The sequence below is a fragment of the Thalassobacter sp. 16PALIMAR09 genome, from assembly GCF_000765485.1.
Taxonomy (GTDB): Bacteria; Pseudomonadota; Alphaproteobacteria; order Rhodobacterales; family Rhodobacteraceae; genus Thalassobacter; species Thalassobacter stenotrophicus.
The window spans coordinates 120,048-137,241 of sequence record NZ_JHAK01000008.1 but is presented as its reverse complement, the minus strand read 5'-3'; the positions used below and the strand labels follow the sequence as shown (position 1 = coordinate 137,241).

The following is a 17,194-nucleotide window of genomic DNA, read 5'->3' as shown; positions in this document are numbered from 1 at the left end:
TCAGACCCCCACGAAAATTGGCAGGGGACGCAGGAATATCCCAAGCACTTCTTGCACCAGATACCAAACAGCTCCAGTAGCGATGAAGGCGACTGGGATCATCACATGCAATTTACGTTCGCCCAAGATAAACGAGCCAACAATCAGGAATGCCGAGGTTGAAAACAAGAAACCAAGCGGGCGCAGACACAGCGCGTAGACAACCATAAGGCCAAGCAACACCAAGGCCTGACCAAGGAAGTAATCGCCTAAGCGACGGTGGTCTATCTCGCCGATTTTCTCTTCGCCCTTTTCAAGTCCAATCAGAATAATAAATGAGGCGCTAATACCCAAAACGGATAAAACTTTGGGGAATGTGCTGGGCCAAATGGGGTTGCGGCGCATAAATGGCGCAAGGCTTGCATCCATGGTGAACCATGCCGTGTACCCGTACAAGATACAGAGCCCAAGAAGACAGAGTGCGATCCAACGATCCAAGGCCATTTTGTTCCCTCAAATTCCCGAAATAGAAAGAGGCGGAGCGTCTGTACGCTCCGCCCATTGATATCGAATGCCGCAAGCTTTTAGAGGAAGCCCAGCTTTTTCATCAGATCGCCAATGACAGTTTCTTGCGCCTCAAGAAATGTGCGGAAATCCTCGCCTGAATTGTGGATGTTGACCCAACCATTGCGCGCACGCACGGCTTCCCATTCGGGTGTGTCATACATGGCTTCGATTGCGGCTTGGTATTGGGCCAGCTTTTCGTCCGACATACCAGGTGCACCAAAGAAGCCGCGCCAGTTGACGAATGTTGTATCAATGCCTTGTTCCACCATGGTCTTCGCATCTGAAGCGGCAGCAACGCGTGCATCAGATGTGACACCGATGATTTTGACTTCGCCCGCGTTCGATAGATCAACTGCTTCGGAGAAACCGGTGGACAGTGCTGCGATTTCACCTGACAGCAATGCCGCCATTGCTGTGCCACCAGCGTCGTAGGGGATATAATTCACTGCAAGTGCATCACGACCAGATGCTTCCATGACCATCGCTGCAACTAGGTGGTCCATGCCACCAGGAACTGAACCGCCACCAATTGGTGTACCGCTCTGGTCTGCATCCCATGCCGCCAGAAGGTCATCCATAGAATTAATCGGGCTGTCTTTGCCGACAACGATTGCCGCATAGTCGCCGATGGTGCCGGCCACCAAAGTCAAATCGTTGAAGTTGTAAGGAAACACACCGGTCAAGGAACGGATCACGATGGGCGTAGAGTTAACCATCAAAGTGCCCTCAAGGCTTTCGGCGTTTTCGATCATGTAACCGATTGCCACACCACCGCCGCCGCCAGACATGTTTTCATAAGTCGCTGTGCCAACAAGTCCTGCTTCGGTCAACGCTTCGCCTGTGCCACGCGCAGTGCCATCCCATCCACCGCCAGCACCACCTGGGATGATGAAGTGAATTTCGTCAATAATCTGGTGGCCGTCGGCAAATACTGGCGCGCCAAAGCTAAGCGTCGCCGTAGCTGCAGCGATTAAGGCACGGCGGCCCATTTTCAAAGTTGTCATTTTACTCTCCCATTTGATAGCCATTCTTCAGACGGCTAGATGGTGTATGTAAACCATGGCAACCTGACACAAACCTGTCACGTACTTGAAAGGTTAGATGCCTAGATGAAATACCTTCTGGTCGAAGACAATTTGGAGCTAGCCGAGGCGATTGCCTCGCGTATCCGTCTGGATGGGCATGCCGTTGATCATGCTGCTACAATTGCTGATGCGCGTGCATTTGTGAACACCGGTGAATACGATCTGATTTTGCTTGATATTATGCTCCCTGATGGGGATGGTCGGACTTTTCTAAAACAACACCGTGCCGCTAAAAACCTGACATCGGTGATTGTTTTGACGGCCCGAAGTCAGGTGTCAGACAGAATCGGTTTGTTGGATTTGGGAGCCGATGATTACCTCACCAAGCCATTTGATCATGCCGAACTGCAGGCGCGGTGCCGTGCCGTTTTGCGGCGAAACGCAGGTTCTGCCCAATCGGTTCAGACAATCGGGGATGTAGATTTTGATGCCGTATCCGGTCTGTTGCGCGTCAACGGCAACAGTATCAATTTGCGCAACCGTGAACTTCGGCTGCTAGAACTTTTGATCGCCAATAAGGGGCAGGTTTTCTCGAAACAAAAGCTCGTGGATCGTTTATTTTCCTATAACGACGATGTGTCGGAAAATGCTATCGAGGTTTATATTGGGCGATTGCGCAAACATCTTGAGGGGTCACAGCTGCGGATCGTGACGCTGCGCGGACTGGGCTATAGGTTAAATCATGACGCCTGATGTTGTTGTCTCAGGATCATTGCGCAACCGGTTGGCGTTGATCTTGACGGGCGGTGCTGCGTTGTTGGCCGTCGTCTTGTTTATTGTGGTTCGGGTGTTAGCAGCGCAGGTGGCACAACAAGGCCAAGACAACATATTAAAGGCATCGATGTCGTCGGTGCTGGATACAGCAGCCATACGCGATGGCCGGGTAACGCTCGATTTCCCGTATTCGTCACTGTCTATGTTGAACACGGAGGCCGATGATCGCGTATTCTACGCAATCTACGAAGATAACACTCTGTTATCGGGGTATGATTGGCTGACATCACCGCGTGATGTGGCGCCCGAAAACACAATTTTTAAAAACACGACCCTCAAAGGGGAGGTTTTGCGCGTTGCCTCAGGGGCGCGAACCTTGATCGGATCAAACGGCCCTAGAAACGTTTTTGTGTCGGTGGCCCAAACACAGGACGCCCTATCAAACACACTTAACGCAATTTCACGCAATGTCGCGTTTCTGGGGCTTGGGTTCTTTGCAATGTCATCGGCACTTGCAATTTGGGCGGCATCCACAACAAGCCGTCAGATGCGCCGACTGACATCGTCCGTGACCCGCCGTGGTCCACAAGACCTAAGCCGCTTTACCAAACCTGTCCCATCAGAAATGGCCCCTTTGGTGGCATCTCTAAACACATTTATGTTGCGGCTGGATCACTCGCTGACACAATCCGAAGAGTTCATCGCCGAGGCTGCGCATCGCATTCGCACCCCACTTGCGACAGTAAGGTCACATGCCGAGGCGACGTTGCAGCGTGTGGACCGTGACGAAAATCGTACATCGCTACAAGCGATGGTACGCGCGATTGACGAAAGCAGCCGCGCCGCTGGACAGTTGCTGGACCATGCGATGGTGACTTTTCGAGCCGGGAACCTTGAAATGGTCCAGGTCGATCTGGCTGATTTATTGCATGAACTGGTCCAAAGCATGACGCCCGTGGCAGAAATGAAGGACATCACGATGACAATGGAACTGGAGCGCCCTGCAACGCTGCAAGGGGATGCGATTTTGCTCCAGAATGCGCTGCGCAACCTGATAGATAATGCGCTAAAATATGCGCCCGCAGAAACGGGCGTGATTATAAAAGCCTCTAACTCGCCAACCTTATCAGTTAGCATCTATGATGACGGACCGGGGTTTGCGGTGGACGAAATCGAAACACTGTCCGGACGTTTTGTGCGTGGCAAAGATATGGGCAACACGATCGGGTCGGGGCTCGGCCTGACGATCGCGCAAGAGGTTATCGTCGCCCATAACGGTTCAATGGCCTTGACCAACAGAGAAGAGGGCGGCGCATGCGTTACATTATCTTTCTGATTGCTCTTTGGTTGCCAGTGTCCAGCTTCGCCCAAGGCTGGGAAGACCAACAGTCTTTCGGTGAACCCAATCAAGCACAATTGCGTATTCTGTCCAGCACCGACACCTCGTTTTTCGCCCCGATTATTGAAGACTTTCTCGCGTCATCCCCGGACATTTCGGTGGAATACCTTGTCACTGGCACGGCTGATATCGATCGTCTGTACCGCGCTGCACCCGATGAGTTTGATGTGGTCATTTCCAGCGCAATGGACCTCCAGCTTAAGTTGGTAAACGATGGATTTTCTGCGCCAGTCATGAATATTGACCACCCTGAATGGGCTCAATGGAATAACAGCCTTTTTGCATTTACATCGGAACCTGCTGCTATTGTCCTTAACCGCCAAGCCTTTAAGCAGATTCACGTCCCAAGCAGTCGGCAAGATTTGATTCAGTTGATGCGAGACCACCCAGACCATTTTCAGGGACGGGTTGGGACTTATGACGTGAGGCAATCTGGCTTAGGCTACCTTTTTGCCACACAAGACGCCCGTGCTACCGAAACCTATTGGCGCTTGACTGAAGTCATGGGGCGCGTAGGAGCAAGGCTCTATTGCTGTTCCGGTCAGATGATTAACGATCTACGGACTGGTAAATTGATAATAGCTTATAACGTCTTGGGAAGCTACGCAAAGGCGCAGGCAGAGAATTCGGACGATTTGATAATCATTCTGCCATCAGAATTTCCAACAACTATGATGCGGACGATTTTAGTATCCGCGGCCGCTCCAGCCCCTCAGCACGCTAATAATTTTGTCCGCCACCTCCTGAAACTTCAATCGATCGGCGATCCGTTAACCTTCCCTCTACCGCCGCTTTCGCGGTCCCAAGATTTTCAAAACCTACGGACCATCAATCTAGACCCGGCTTTGATGACATATCTGGATCAAATGAAACGAGCAGCATTTATCCGGGAATGGGAGGATGCTATTGTTCAAGAGAAGTGAGTTAGCTGATGGCCTGCTCGGCCGTCCCTTCCCGATGGAACACATCGCTCGGTATGCCATTTTCGAGCGTGACAATGGCTTGGGTCGTCGGTTCGGACCGGCGTTCACCTGCCAATACGACGCCTTCGCGCTGTAAGTGATCTGCCAGCTGTTCACCAAAATCATCGATCGAAATCGGGGTAAGGTAATGTGGCGTCATCCCCTGACACGCAAGGGCCACCGCAACATTATACGGTGACCCTCCAAGGTTATGATTTTGCGCAACTTCGCCCACTTGTCAAAGACCTGTGCACGGTGTCGATCAGGTTTTCGCCACCGATCGCTATGTCAAAATTACCGCGCATTTACGTCCAACATGCGAGCCTTCGCAAACATCGCATGCACATAGGTGCTTCCCAATAAAGCAGCGGCACCTAGGACAAGGAATGGCGCGGTGATTTCATAGCCCAACAAGGACACCGGAAGGATCATCACAATGAACACGGCCGCCAAACCAAAACTGATCAGGCGCGATGTTTTCAGCACCACAAATGCGGTCGCAAGTACCAGAACCAGCAACAAGAGCGTTGCAGTAAGGTTCGCCGATGCAGCGGATTGCAACTGTGTAATTTCATCCGGCGACAAGAGGCGTGCATTTTGGCCCGCGGCAAGTGATGTTCCTGCTTCGCGTAGTGTGGTTGCAGCACCATGCTCCAACAATGCGATCTTGGCGCGAAGAAAGATAGCTCCGGGTGTCATCAGGGCAAGGAAGGCCATGACAGCCGCAATCGCCCCCAACAGCTTGCGCACGCTTTCAGGGTTCTTGGATTGACGCACGATGTCCAAGCCGACGGCGACCAGAATAATCAGACCGGTGACAACCATCTGCCAGAAGGTATCAAGCTGGGCCAATGTCAGGCCGTTGTTGATCAGCTTGAGCAGGATCACCCCCATAAAGGTCCCCCAAAGCGACCCACGTCCGCCGAAAAGGGACGTGCCGCCAATAACCACAGCGGCAATTGCGTCGAGTTCCCACATCTGCCCGTAGTCTGATTTTGCATAAGGAGCGCGGCCAAGGAACAGCAAGGCCCCCAATGCCGCCGAGAACGAACAGAACATATAGGTCAGCAGCGTATAGCGCGGCGTATTGATACCTGCCTGACGTGCGCCCGGCTCATTCGATCCAATCGCGTAGACCCAGCGACCATAGCGCGTGTTCGAAATAATAATGGTCAGGACGATGAAGAAGCCAATAAAGATCAGCATCGACATTTGAAAGGTACGAAAAAAGTTTATCCAATTGTCATCAATAAAGCCACCCACACTTTCCCAAAAGCCCGACAATTCCCCCTCTTTATAGGCGTCGCGCAGACCTGAAAACGGGTTGTAGCGTCCAAACATGTCGAAGGTTTCAGGCAACTTTGGCGTAGCCTGCGCGCCTGTAGAAAGGTGACCAGTGCCCCGCCAGATCGAAAGACCAGCCAGCGTGACAATAAACGCGGGCATCCCAAAATAGGCCACGAGTGAGCCGTTGAAGGCCCCAATTGCAAGGCCGATCCCAAGGCCGGTCATGATAGCAAGGTAAGGCGGAAACCCCCAGAAACTGGCGACATACCCCGTCAGCGCGGCGGTCATCCCCATTACTGATCCAACCGATAGGTCGATGCCTGCGGTGATAATGACAAGCGTCATCCCCCCCGCCACGATGCCGATCGCGGCCGAGTTGTTGAGGATTGTCATCAAGTTTGATGGGTGAAAGAACGGGCGGCCTGACGTGGCAAGCTCGATGGATATGCCAAGGATTACGATCGCAAGAAAAGCGCCGGACCATTCCGCCTTAAAGAACTTGACCAAGCCGAGCACGATGCGGTCTTGAAGTGAAGTAGTGGCTTTGGCACGCGAGATGTCTGTCATTTTTTTCTTCCGCCGGAAAAATTTGAAGTTTGTATGAAAAAGGACGCGTCGAACGACGCGCCCTCATTAAAAAGTCGGTCGATTATTCGATGCCAACCATTGCTTTATAAGTGCCCGAAGTCATCGGCGTCACAAGGAAAAACCCTGTGTCGATGCGTGCGGATACGTCTTCACCGCGCGCCGCAGCGGAAGCCGCTTTGATGCCTTGGTAACCCATCTGGTACAGCATCTGCGCTGTGTTGGCGTGTACCCAGCCTTCATCCATAGCAGCAATCGCATCGCCAGCACCGTCGAAGCCAACCAGCTTTACGTCGCCCGCAGAGAAGCCAAGGTTTTCAAGGGCTGCTTTGGCACCCATTGTGCCGCCATCCCATGCGTTTGCAACCATTGCAACATCCTGACGGCTGTTGAGGATCGCCTCAACGCCTTCTTGCGCTTCCTGGCTGTTCCATTCGGTTGGAACTTCAAGGATTTCAGAGTTTGGACGCGCGGCAGAGAAGGATTCAACGAAACCGTTGCGGCGCTCTTGTCCTGTGGATTGTGCTTGATTGCCTGTCACATAGATGATCGGCTGGCCATCTTCGACCAAGGTCGCAGCAACAGCGCCTTGAACTTTGGCCACTGCGTAGTTGTCTGTCGCAACAAAGGACGTCACCTCTGCTCCAGCGACACCGGTGTCAATTGCGACAACTGGAATGCCTGCGCCCATGGCGTCATTTACGGCAGGCGCGATACCCGCGCTGTCAACTGGCGCCACGGCAATTGCGGCCGCGCCCTGAGCAACAAGGTTTTCAAAAACTTCGAGCTGGCTTGAAAGGTCACCTTGGAATGCTGGGCCAACAGAAACAAGGTTTACACCCTCTTCTTCCGCAGCATCAGCTGCACCTTGGTTAATCATCATCCAGCCAGCGTTTGTCGCGGACTTTGTGATATAGCCGATTACGTCCTGCGCGCTTGCAGTGGACCCGGCAATAAGCGCAGCAACAGCTACACCTGCGAATGTCATATTCATTTTCACGTTTATTCCTCCCAGAAGTTGCTGAGCCTCCAACGCCCAGCTTCGTGTGTCCCTAAAAGAGGAAATAATCGATTCAATGTCAATAATTAATTCAACTTGATTTAATTATTGACATTCCGGTCTGAAATGTTGCTTTTGGACCCAACAGAGACGCCGTTGGGAGGAAATAAAGATGGATGATGTCCGCAAGGTCATTCTAGAAACACGTGGGTTAACAAAGCACTACGGGGGTGTTCAGGCGCTCAACAACGCTGACTTCAAAATGTTTGCCGATGAACACATCGCGATCGTGGGCGACAACGGCGCGGGCAAATCAACCTTTGTGCGTAACATCACCGGCGTGGAACAACGCACCGCGGGCGAAGTTTTGATCGACGGAGTTCCCGTGAATTTCAAAGCGCCCAATGACGCGCGCGAACATGGTATTGAAACTGTTTATCAAAATCTCGCTCTCGCTGATCACCTAAATGTCCCGCAGAATATCTTCTTGGGCCGCGAAGATGTTTATTTCGAATTCGGACCACTTTCATGGCTTAAGAAAAAGGCGATGGCCAAGCGCGCTGAAGAGCTGTTGGAAGAAACTGGCATTAAGATTCCAGATACAACCCAATCGGTCGCTGGTATGTCTGGCGGCCAACGCCAATGCGTCGCGATTAGTCGTGCGGCGGGCTGGGGATCCAAACTGATTATCATGGACGAACCCACAGCGGCCTTGGGAATTCAAGAAACAACACGAGTCGAAAACATCATCAGAGGCCTTAAAGAACGCGGGGTACCCGTGATTATTGTGTCTCATAACTTACGCCAGGTCTTCAATCTGGTGGACCGGATTGTCGTCTTTCGTCAAGGGCGGATCGCCGGTGTTCTGAATGCCAAGACCGCAAGCGGAAACGACGTGGTAGCGATGATTACCGGCGTGGATCAGGGTGTGCATGAAGATGCCAGCTATATTTAGAAAATCGAGTTTCAGTTTTGAGAATAGTTTGCTCGCTTGGGCAAACGCGCGAAAAACAGGACTAAAGTTTAATGCTTAAAGACGCACCTATCGCAATATCTCCAAAACAGAGGAGCGTTGCACGACCCCAAAACGAGAGGCTGTTCTTAGACTTAATCCGTGACAACGGCCCCATGAGCAAAGCAGAGTTGACGCGCGCGTCAGAACTTAGCGCACAATCGGCAACAGTAATAGTTAACCGGCTTGTGAAAGACGGTTTACTACAGCCAGGTAAAGCCGTTAAGGGCAAGGTTGGCCAGCCCTCGGTCCCATTTTCATTGGACCCCACAGGTGCGGTTTCGATAGGCATCAAAGTGGGCCGCCGCTCGCTCGAAGTGGTCAGTATGTCATTCGATTACTCCATACTTGAACGCATTGTGCGACGATATTCATTCCCTAATCTCGACGCGATCCGTCAGGATATGCTGGCTTGTACGGCCGGACTCTTTGACAAAATGACCGCGGCCCAAAAAGAACGGGTTGTGGGCATCGGTATCGCGCTTCCAGACGAATTGAGCGCTTGGGAATCGACGGTTGGAGCACCGAAGGGTGCGATGGCCGACTGGGCGTCATCGGACCTTTCTAAAGATATGGAAGCCGCCTTCGGCCTCCCTACGACTGACTTAAACGACGCTTCAGCTGCCTGTCTGGCTGAAATCGCTGTGGGCGCCCGTCAGCGAAACAAAAGCTTCGTCTATTTCTATGTTGGAACTTTTATTGGCGGAGGCATTTCTCTGGGTGGGCAGCTCTACACAGGGCAAAACAACCTGGCAGGTGCTATTGCTTCGCTACCTACTGGCGCTGTGTCGTCTGGGGTGGCTAGCCAACTGCTTGAAGGCGCTTCCTTGCATTATCTTGAAGCAGCGGCAGAAGCCGCTGGACTAAGCCCGAATGGCTTTTATGAGAACAGGCCCCTGAACATAACTGAACGGGGATTGTTTGAAGATTGGTTGAAAATTGCGGCTCCGCAAATTGCTTTTGCTGCAGTCGCGGGGCGGGCCTTCCTAGACCCAGAAATGATTGTCATAGACAGCAGTCTGTCGCCGGAGCTTACGCAAGAGATGGTCGAGGCTGTTAAGGATGCTATGGGACGCAACTACGATAAACGCGGCTTGGCAAAGATCAACATTGAAGCAGGCGAAATCGGAATAGCGGCCCGCGCAATAGGTAGCGGAATCCTTCCATTCCTCTCACAGTTCGGATTAGAAAAGGAGTAGCCAAACATCGGATACTAGCGCTTACCAAGTTGGCTTGTGTAGGCCATTCAAACTCAAGTCTGAGCTCTTGAAGGCTTGGAAAAGCCGCCGTTCGCAATAGAACCATCAAGGTCCGCTTTGTCCCGCACTTCGGCCATAAACAATAGTCCAAGCGAACTTCCACTTCATTTAGTCCGTGTACAGTCTTGCGTCTTTTGGAGTGTTGAACAGTGTGTTAGCGTTGAAATCCTTCGATTACCGCGTCCAACACGGCGTTTCCGCCCTGCCCTCAAAATGAGACTAAAAACACACTTACGCGCACACCAAAAATATTAATGCACAAGCCATTAATAATAAATGCCTAATTTGCACCGCCTCCATTGAAAATCCTCGTGTCGGTGGTTCGAATCCGCCCCTGGGCACCATTACTTCAGTTATCCCATTGGTATCACTCCAGCTTTTAGCAACTGCTTGGAGCCTTAAACCATGTCGGAGACCATTCCCCCCACGTTCACCTTCGTAAAAGACGGTGTTTTCTACTTCAGTCGTCGCATACCTAAAGAGCTGCTTCGTCACTATTTGTCGCCTCGGATCGCTTATTCTCTTCGCACCCGGTCAGGAAAGATCGCCGAGGCTCGCGCCAGAAAAGCTGCAGATCAACTTGACGAGTACTGGTTCCACCTCAGAACACAAGACGCGCAGCTGCCGGGAAAGCACATGCTCCGACTGGGCGCTGCCGGGATTGCGGGGTCTTCTCCTACTCCGCAAGTCAGTTCATCTTCGTTTGTTTTATTGTCAGAGGCTGTGGAGATTTACCTTCAGCAAAAGGGCAAGGGCCGTCCGATCACATTCCATCGAGCCGCTAAGAGAGCGTGTGGCTATGTCATCGACGCCTGCGGTGACAAGTTCCTCGACGTCTATACCAAAGCGGATGCAAATAAGTTCCGCGATGCACTGATTGCACGTGGCTTGGCAGGTAGTAGCCTTACCCGGGTCTTTGGCACAGTACGGGCTGTCACGAATTTTGCAGCGAGTGAGCAAGGACTGATGCTGAACAATCCATTTGCCGGGGTCTACTATGACCGCACGGCAGGTGTGTCTGATCGCAACCCGCTCCCTTCAGATGCAATACAGACCGTCCAATCGAAGTGCCGAGAGATCGATGATGACCTTCGCTGGCTTGTTGCTCTGGTCTCAGATACTGGGATGCGTCTCGCTGAAGCTGCCGGTTTGAGCAAGGAAGATATTATCACCGATGAGCGTGGCTCTCTCGTTGTTCGTGTTCGTCATCATCCGTGGCGGCGTCTCAAAACAAAAGGCAGCGAGCGTGTTGTTCCACTTGAAGGTCAGGCACGGTGGGATGCACAGCGCATCCTCACTCAAGGCAGTTCATCTGAGCTAGCATTTCCACGATACAACAAGACGAATACAACCAACGCCAACGCCGCCATTGCCGCATTGAACAAATGGATGAAAGAGCACACACCAGACGGATGCACTATGCACCGGTTCCGTCATTCGAGGGTCGGTCGTCTTGGGAACGGAAGAGGACTTAGGCGTCGTCTACTTTGGCAAGCAGCCGGGCAAATCTGAACCCGTAGATCAGGATAAAGAAACAGACGAAAAACCCAGCCATGTCGCCAATCACGTACCCCAGCGCGATGAACAGATCTAGCTTATTCTGGTGTAACAAAGTCATCGCTGCGCTGTTGAAAATCGATCCAAACAAAGCCACGAGCCCAAAGTATCGCCACTTCGGAAATTGAGCGCCCGAAAACCGTTTGGGGAGCGCCAGTCTGACCAGCTCAAAACCGACGTAACACGCTAGGATGTTGAATAGGGGCGACCATGGATCGAGCGGAATTCCGGCCTGATAGCTCAGTATCTTCATGAGGTACGCCGACGGAATAAGGTAGAGCATGCCGCGCCAGCCAAAAAAGTAAATCGCCAAGACCCTGACGCCGTGCGGCAAGAACAGCAAGCTCAGCTCGTAGATCACATTGGTGAAAACCAGCTGCTGAAGGGGGACCACAAAGCCGAGCGTCAAGGAATATGCCGTGACGTAGAAAACACTCACGATCACGAAGTTCTGCAAATGCTCTTTTACGCTAAAGCCCACCTTGTTCAGCACTCACACCCCTTCGTTGGCGAGGGTGTACAAGCCGCGCTTGTCGCCGCCCTTTGTTATGCGGCCCAAATTCTCAAGGTTTTTCAGCGCACGAAATAGCGAAGGCCGCGAGTAAACGTCGTTCAAAGGGTGCGCGAGGATTTCCTTGGTGCTGGCCAGATGCGTGTCCTCTGTCAGGTCAGCAATCGCACTTAGTACGGATTTTTCGATTACGCCGATGTCTCGGATGCCGACGTCTGCTTCCATATCGGCAAGCATTATTTGCAGTTTGGCGATGTTTTGAAGAAGGCGGCTCATGCGGGGCGTAATCTCTGGCTGTTGCTTAGTAAGTATCGTGTAGCCCGCTAGCACAAACATGCATTCGCTTGCAAAATATATTTATAAGTATTAACATGATACTTACTTGTGGTGTATCCTTTTGTAGGTCCGCTTACACGCACCTTTTGCTGGGCTATCTATCCGGTAGCCCAGCTTATTCCTTCCTAATTACGGATCGAACGATGGGGCATGTTGCCCCGACCCTAACCAAACAAAAATCCGTTTACGGCCGTGTTGCGCTCCTATCGCACAATCAACGTGATAATATCGCCCCAATCGCGACGCCCAGCAGGGCACCGCCCAGTGCGTTATTGTTATTGTTGTTATTTTGCTGCCGCGATCCACCGCTGGAGGATTTGGCAACGGGCGCCGTGTAGGGGGCGTAGCGGCCTTCGGTTTGAGAGACCAACAACTCAAGATGCGCGAGGCTTAGGAAGCCCGTGGATTGCAGACCATTGATCGCCTGCCAGTTGGCAATCCCCTGCCGCGTTTTGCGGCCCCACAGGCCATCCACGACGCCCACGTTATTGCCCGTCGCGTTCAGCCGCGCCTGAATATTGCCTTTTCCCGTACGGTCCAAGCCGAGCGCGGCCTCGGTGCTTGCGTTCGTGATTTGACTGCGAAGGGTATTGGTCACGGGGAGTTGCAGCGGCCCGACCTCATTGATTGAGGCGCTGCGGGTGTTGGCGGCTTGAGCTGACAATGACGTTCGTGCCGAGGCGACTTGCGTGCTGCCCTGCTCGCCTTGCAGGCGGCGGATCATGCGGCGCGCGTTGTTAGCGTACAACCCACTTGGAAAGCTTTCGAGGTAGGCTTTGTAATCCTCGATATCCCCGGTTTCGCGGGCGAGCTCAAAGAGCATCTGTTGCTCTTGTAGCATTCCGCCGGACGGTTGCGCCGCCCCCGGTGATGCCAGCGCGACCTGATCGGTTGAGGGCGCATTTTGGGGCACGACCCGGTTCACCTTGTTCAGAACGACTGGCCCCGTCAGCGACACGTTGATCCAAGGGCGTTGAGCTTGGCCGGTGTTCTCATAGACGTCACCGGTGACGCGGCTAAAGACCTCGGCAATATCGGTATTTTCCGCATCTAGGTGCCTGAGCAGCGCCGTCGTGAAGGGAGAGTTCATGCCGTCACCGTCCAGAGCGACCTGCCCCGGGCTGGTGGCAAAGGCGATGGCCATCCCCTTGCCGCTGTCTTGCACGGACATCTCGGCCAGCCCGCTAGACACCGCAGCGGACCGGGTTGCCCCCATGGAGCGCGAAAGCGTTTGGGACAAAGGATTGTCCCGGCAAGCGTCAAGAAACACGAGGTTCACCGCGTTCGACAGCGACATTTGACGGGTGACAAAATCAACTGAGACGGCCTCGAAATCCAGCGCGGTTTCATCCTCAAAAACCGCATCCACCGGCACGAGGTAATTGGTGCCATTCACCGACATCCCATGGCCCGCATAGAAAAACAGGTTCACGTCACTATCGCGGGAGGCGCGGGCAAAGTCGCGCAACAGTCGCTCCATCCCGATTTTATCCAAATCAAAACCAACGTAGGTTTCAAACCCCAATGCTTCCAGCTTGTTGGCCATAGCCTCTGCGTCATTGACGGGATTGGCGAGCGGAGTGGAATGCATGTAAGCCCCGTTGCCCACCACAAGGGCCAAGCGACGCTCGGCTTGGGCGGCACCTGCGGTGATCAACGTCGCGGCAGAGACTACAAAAGCTGTCATAAGTACATAAAAACGCATGTCGGTACCCCTTACTCAGGACAAAGGTTGCACATTGATGATCTCGACCCGGCGGTTCAGCGGGTTGAGCAGATTGGTCGGGTCCATAGGACGGCTGACCCCATAGCCTGTCGGCACGAGCATCATGCGCGGCACCTCATAGAAATTAACCAAGTGATCGATGACGGCTTGTGCGCGCCGTTCCGACAATTGTTGGTTATAGGTCGGATCGCCGCGCCCATCGGTGTGTCCCGCGACTTGAAACGACATGTTCGCCATCTGCGGATCCCACAGCGCCTTGGCTAATGACCGCAGCGCGAGCATCCCGTCAGCCGTCAGTTTGACGGAATCCAATTCAAAATTGATGGTCATGCTGACCTTGGGCAGGTCAACCTCCATCGGAAGTTGGCCTTGGATGTTGATCCCGCGTTTAACGGCCCCGTTCATGGATCGCACGACAGGCCCCGTGTTTTGAGGCAAAAGCTGCTGAATGATCTTTTGGCTGTCCAAGAATTCCTGCGCCTGCGCGACAGGGGCTGCAAGGGCGACGCAGGCCGCCGTGACTAGTCCGAGTGTCCTCATGGGTGCCTCCAACAGGGGGATCGCCGTCGCGATCTCAGGGTACAACTGTGATGTGCAAAACCTCAGCCGAGATTTCGCGGGTGCCGCGCCCGGAATGCTCTTGCTCCATCCCGCGGCGCAGTAGATTGAGAAAGCCACTTTGATCCAACGGCGTCCCGTCAGAGCGAAGTGCATATTGCCCCTGAGGGCCGATTTCCAAAGTATCGAGGCTGTCGATTGGACTGCGCGAAGCCACAACGATGATCGCTTCAGAACCAGCCGGAGCAGAAGCCGTGTAGGTTTGCCGCCCCTCCAGCCCGTCGCCAAATCGAAGGATCGAATTGGGGCGATATTGTTCGCGCAGAAGCCGGGTTTTGGGGGTCAGGTTCACCACACTGCCGTCGGCCTGTAAGTACACGACGTAGACATAGGCAAAGAAATCCGGCGTCTTGACCTCAAACGCGAGGCTTTCGGAAAACGCCACCCGGGTTTCATCGGACAAAAGCCGCAAATCGGGGCGTGCGTTTGACGTCATCGGCAGCTCCAGCGCCTCAAGCGCGGCGCAGGCTGGGAAGGGACGCTCCACCACGGTGGCGACGGTTTGCGCCCCGTAAAGCGCGGCCAGTTGCGCATAATCCTCTGCCCCGCTGACATGCCCCTCCAGCCGCAATTGCCCGTTTGGGGCAACGACCCAGTGCAGCGTTGCGCACTCCAACCCCGCTTGATGACGGGCTCGGGGGCGCATTTCTTCGATGCAAGTGCTGATGACGGCAGGGCGAGCAGGCAGCGTTTCAACGACCAACTCTTGGAATGCGTCTTTGCAATATCCGTTGGTCGTGAGGACCAATGGATGCCGGGCTATTTGCGCCGCTAATGGGGATGGCGCGCCCGCGAAATTAGGCGCGCTACGACTGGAAGATCGCAGAAGTGTTTCTTCTAGCTCCGAGAGGCGCCGCTCTGCGTCGTAGATGTCATCGCGCAGGGCCGCGACCGCGCCAAACCCTTGGTTGACCAAATCACCGATGGCCTGCACAGCCTCGCCCTGCTGCGCATCACCCTGCCCTGTGGCCAGCCATGCGGCAGCGGCGACAGCCACACATTGGGTTCGCCAGCGGATCATTGGCACCACTCCTGCGCGGCCCGGACGCCAAGCGATATCCGCTGCAGCGACTGCATCAAATCCCGCGCCCGGTAGTAGCGTGCGTCGATGTCAAATGGACTGCCGTCAGCCTCTGCCGTGGCTTCATCGGGCCAACAGCTTTCAAGGTGCAGGATCAACACCGCCATATCAGCCCGCGACACGCGCCCCACCTCAGCCGCAGCAGAGGTCGCCATTTCGGTTAAAACGGGTGGGCAGTTGTCCTGCGGAAAGTTCACCTTAAGAAGATCAAAAGAGCTCAAGAACGTCTGTCCACGTGTCAGCGCCTCAGACGCCGTTTCAAAATATGCGTCCAGCTCTGCGCCGGATCGTTGATCGCCCAAGTTGTCCGCAAAACACAAAAGGTTCGCCCGCGTGCGCGGCAATGGTCCGCGCCCTGCGTCGTCGCGCATCGCAACGCTGACCGGCGCGTCACCGTCGCTGGTGATCTCGCGCCCGGCTTTGAGCAAGGACAACTGTAGGTCTGCATCACTGATGATTTGATCCAGCGGCTCGAGGCTGATTGCATCAATCATCCTTTCAACGCCCGTATCGGCCAAGCCCGGCGAAACACTCAAAAAGACCCCGGCCAAGACACCGCGCAAACTACCGACAAAACGTTGTGCAGCATGGGTCATTTCAGGCACTGCAAATCTACTATTGAAAGAACACGACACTCTAACGATAGTATCTGGAATAACTTTCGGCAACATTCATATCAAAATTGAAAACATTTGTATTCAAATTGGCAATATTTTCGAGCGTGATTGTTATTAACAATCAAAGCGCCGCACAGACCAATGATGCACCTTCACTGCTGGAGGCACTGGGAACTCAGCCCACGCCCGCCTGTGCACAAGTTCTTGAAATAGAACGCGGAAAGTTTCGCAACTGCCGACTTCGGTGGTTGACCCAAGAAATCGACATTTATGCCGCCGCCGTGGAGAGTTTGCGCGCAGAGCGCACCGAGAGGGAGAGAAACCAAGTTTGGGATTGGCTGGCAATTCAACCGATTCAGGATTGCACCACCGTCCCAGAGATCGAAATTGCTAAGTTCCCGCTCTGCTCAGGTGATGCCAGTGGCGGAAACAACATGTTAGCCAGTCACGAAAACGGCTTGGCGCAACTGCGGGCCTCCCGAGACCAATTGGCCAGTGATTTACAGAACCTTCGCGAGCGAATGGCGCGAATTCGTGACCGCACCAAGGACGTTCCGCTGGGACCAAACGAACCCTCACCCGAGGCCCTAGAGCCACTTTTGGTCCGGCTTCAGGATTTGGACGCTCAGGTCCGCCTTCTCGAAATGATGAGCGCTGCACAGATCGCGTCTGAACATGCGCAAAAGGTGGTCTCATTGCACATGACATCAGCCACCACAGGGGCTCAGCTATTGGATGCGGCCTCAGCCACCGCGACGGTTTTGACCTCAATCCAGGTGGGCGACCGCTTCGTGCGGATCGAAACAAACGACATTCAATCAGACTTCATACCCATAGTGCACGCCACGTCCGGTTTCGGCTACGTGGCCCGCGCGGAATTGGGACAATAAAGAAAGGGC

Annotated in this window: 18 protein-coding genes; 7 read left to right on the top strand and 11 right to left on the bottom strand. The window is 53.8% G+C overall.

Annotated elements, in window-relative coordinates:
- Both PM04_RS14760 and PM04_RS14755 read right to left on the bottom strand, forming a co-directional pair.
- Nucleotides 1-483: a tripartite tricarboxylate transporter TctB family protein gene (locus PM04_RS14760; RefSeq protein ID WP_038008243.1), complete on the bottom strand. Its 483-nt coding sequence runs from the start codon at nucleotides 481-483 to the stop codon at nucleotides 1-3.
- A gap of 80 nt (nucleotides 484-563) precedes the next feature.
- Entirely contained in the window at nucleotides 564-1,550 is a 987-nt protein-coding gene (locus PM04_RS14755; RefSeq protein WP_038008242.1) for a tripartite tricarboxylate transporter substrate binding protein, read from the bottom strand.
- Nucleotides 1,551-1,655: 105 nt separating this feature from the next.
- Between PM04_RS14755 and PM04_RS14750 the strand changes: the two genes are divergently transcribed.
- The 3 genes from PM04_RS14750 to PM04_RS14740 are packed head-to-tail and all read left to right on the top strand — an operon-like array spanning nucleotide 1,656 to nucleotide 4,667.
- On the top strand, nucleotides 1,656-2,324 hold the full coding sequence (locus PM04_RS14750; protein ID WP_038008240.1) for a response regulator transcription factor: 669 nt from the start codon (nucleotides 1,656-1,658) through the stop codon (nucleotides 2,322-2,324).
- Complete coding sequence (locus tag PM04_RS14745; RefSeq protein WP_038008239.1) at nucleotides 2,314-3,681, top strand: sensor histidine kinase; 1,368 nt, start codon at nucleotides 2,314-2,316, stop codon at nucleotides 3,679-3,681. The genes PM04_RS14750 and PM04_RS14745 overlap by 11 nt, the downstream gene beginning before the upstream one ends.
- Entirely contained in the window at nucleotides 3,660-4,667 is a 1,008-nt protein-coding gene (locus tag PM04_RS14740; protein ID WP_038008237.1) for an ABC transporter substrate-binding protein, read from the top strand. Before PM04_RS14745 ends, PM04_RS14740 begins: the two co-directional genes overlap by 22 nt.
- Before the next feature lies 1 nt (nucleotide 4,668).
- Here PM04_RS14740 and PM04_RS14735 read toward each other — a convergent pair whose 3' ends face one another.
- The 3 genes from PM04_RS14735 to PM04_RS14725 form a co-directional block, all read right to left on the bottom strand.
- Nucleotides 4,669-4,941, bottom strand: coding sequence for a PfkB family carbohydrate kinase (locus tag PM04_RS14735; protein ID WP_081946148.1), 273 nt, complete (start codon nucleotides 4,939-4,941; stop codon nucleotides 4,669-4,671).
- Nucleotides 4,942-5,000: 59 nt separating this feature from the next.
- The gene (locus tag PM04_RS14730) at nucleotides 5,001-6,560 is read right to left on the bottom strand and encodes an ABC transporter permease (RefSeq protein WP_038008233.1); all 1,560 of its coding nucleotides are present in this window, start codon (nucleotides 6,558-6,560) and stop codon (nucleotides 5,001-5,003) included.
- A gap of 82 nt (nucleotides 6,561-6,642) precedes the next feature.
- Nucleotides 6,643-7,572: a sugar ABC transporter substrate-binding protein gene (locus PM04_RS14725; RefSeq protein ID WP_038008232.1), complete on the bottom strand. Its 930-nt coding sequence runs from the start codon at nucleotides 7,570-7,572 to the stop codon at nucleotides 6,643-6,645.
- A gap of 178 nt (nucleotides 7,573-7,750) precedes the next feature.
- Between PM04_RS14725 and PM04_RS14720 the strand changes: the two genes are divergently transcribed.
- From PM04_RS14720 to PM04_RS17750, 3 genes are all read left to right on the top strand, one after another.
- Nucleotides 7,751-8,533, top strand: coding sequence for an ATP-binding cassette domain-containing protein (locus PM04_RS14720; RefSeq protein WP_038008231.1), 783 nt, complete (start codon nucleotides 7,751-7,753; stop codon nucleotides 8,531-8,533).
- 71 nt (nucleotides 8,534-8,604) lie between these two features.
- Complete coding sequence (locus tag PM04_RS14715) at nucleotides 8,605-9,789, top strand: ROK family transcriptional regulator (protein WP_038008229.1); 1,185 nt, start codon at nucleotides 8,605-8,607, stop codon at nucleotides 9,787-9,789.
- A gap of 465 nt (nucleotides 9,790-10,254) precedes the next feature.
- Nucleotides 10,255-11,361 carry a DUF6538 domain-containing protein gene (locus PM04_RS17750; protein WP_162834956.1) on the top strand — a complete coding sequence of 369 codons (1,107 nt, stop codon included), beginning with the start codon at nucleotides 10,255-10,257 and terminating at the stop codon, nucleotides 11,359-11,361.
- Here PM04_RS17750 and PM04_RS17480 read toward each other — a convergent pair.
- The 6 genes from PM04_RS17480 to PM04_RS14685 form a co-directional block, all read right to left on the bottom strand.
- A complete protein-coding gene (locus PM04_RS17480; RefSeq protein ID WP_052077312.1) occupies nucleotides 11,321-11,899 on the bottom strand; it encodes a hypothetical protein in 579 nt (192 codons plus the stop codon). The genes PM04_RS17750 and PM04_RS17480 overlap by 41 nt on opposite strands.
- Nucleotides 11,900-12,193, bottom strand: coding sequence for a hypothetical protein (locus tag PM04_RS14705; RefSeq protein ID WP_038008228.1), 294 nt, complete (start codon nucleotides 12,191-12,193; stop codon nucleotides 11,900-11,902).
- A gap of 274 nt (nucleotides 12,194-12,467) precedes the next feature.
- The gene (locus PM04_RS14700) at nucleotides 12,468-13,958 is read right to left on the bottom strand and encodes a caspase family protein (protein ID WP_052068506.1); all 1,491 of its coding nucleotides are present in this window, start codon (nucleotides 13,956-13,958) and stop codon (nucleotides 12,468-12,470) included.
- 15 nt (nucleotides 13,959-13,973) lie between these two features.
- A complete protein-coding gene (locus tag PM04_RS17475; RefSeq protein ID WP_052077311.1) occupies nucleotides 13,974-14,519 on the bottom strand; it encodes an OmpA family protein in 546 nt (181 codons plus the stop codon).
- 34 nt (nucleotides 14,520-14,553) lie between these two features.
- Nucleotides 14,554-15,618: a DUF4384 domain-containing protein gene (locus PM04_RS14690; RefSeq protein WP_038008227.1), complete on the bottom strand. Its 1,065-nt coding sequence runs from the start codon at nucleotides 15,616-15,618 to the stop codon at nucleotides 14,554-14,556.
- Nucleotides 15,615-16,274 (bottom strand): hypothetical protein, encoded by a 660-nt coding sequence (locus tag PM04_RS14685; RefSeq protein ID WP_038009725.1) that lies wholly within the window; start codon nucleotides 16,272-16,274, stop codon nucleotides 15,615-15,617. Before PM04_RS14685 ends, PM04_RS14690 begins: the two co-directional genes overlap by 4 nt.
- A gap of 455 nt (nucleotides 16,275-16,729) precedes the next feature.
- Between PM04_RS14685 and PM04_RS17920 the strand changes: the two genes are divergently transcribed.
- Nucleotides 16,730-17,185, top strand: a complete 456-nt coding sequence (locus tag PM04_RS17920; protein WP_152594049.1) for a hypothetical protein — start codon at nucleotides 16,730-16,732, stop codon at nucleotides 17,183-17,185.
- Nucleotides 17,186-17,194: the final 9 nt, after the last annotated feature.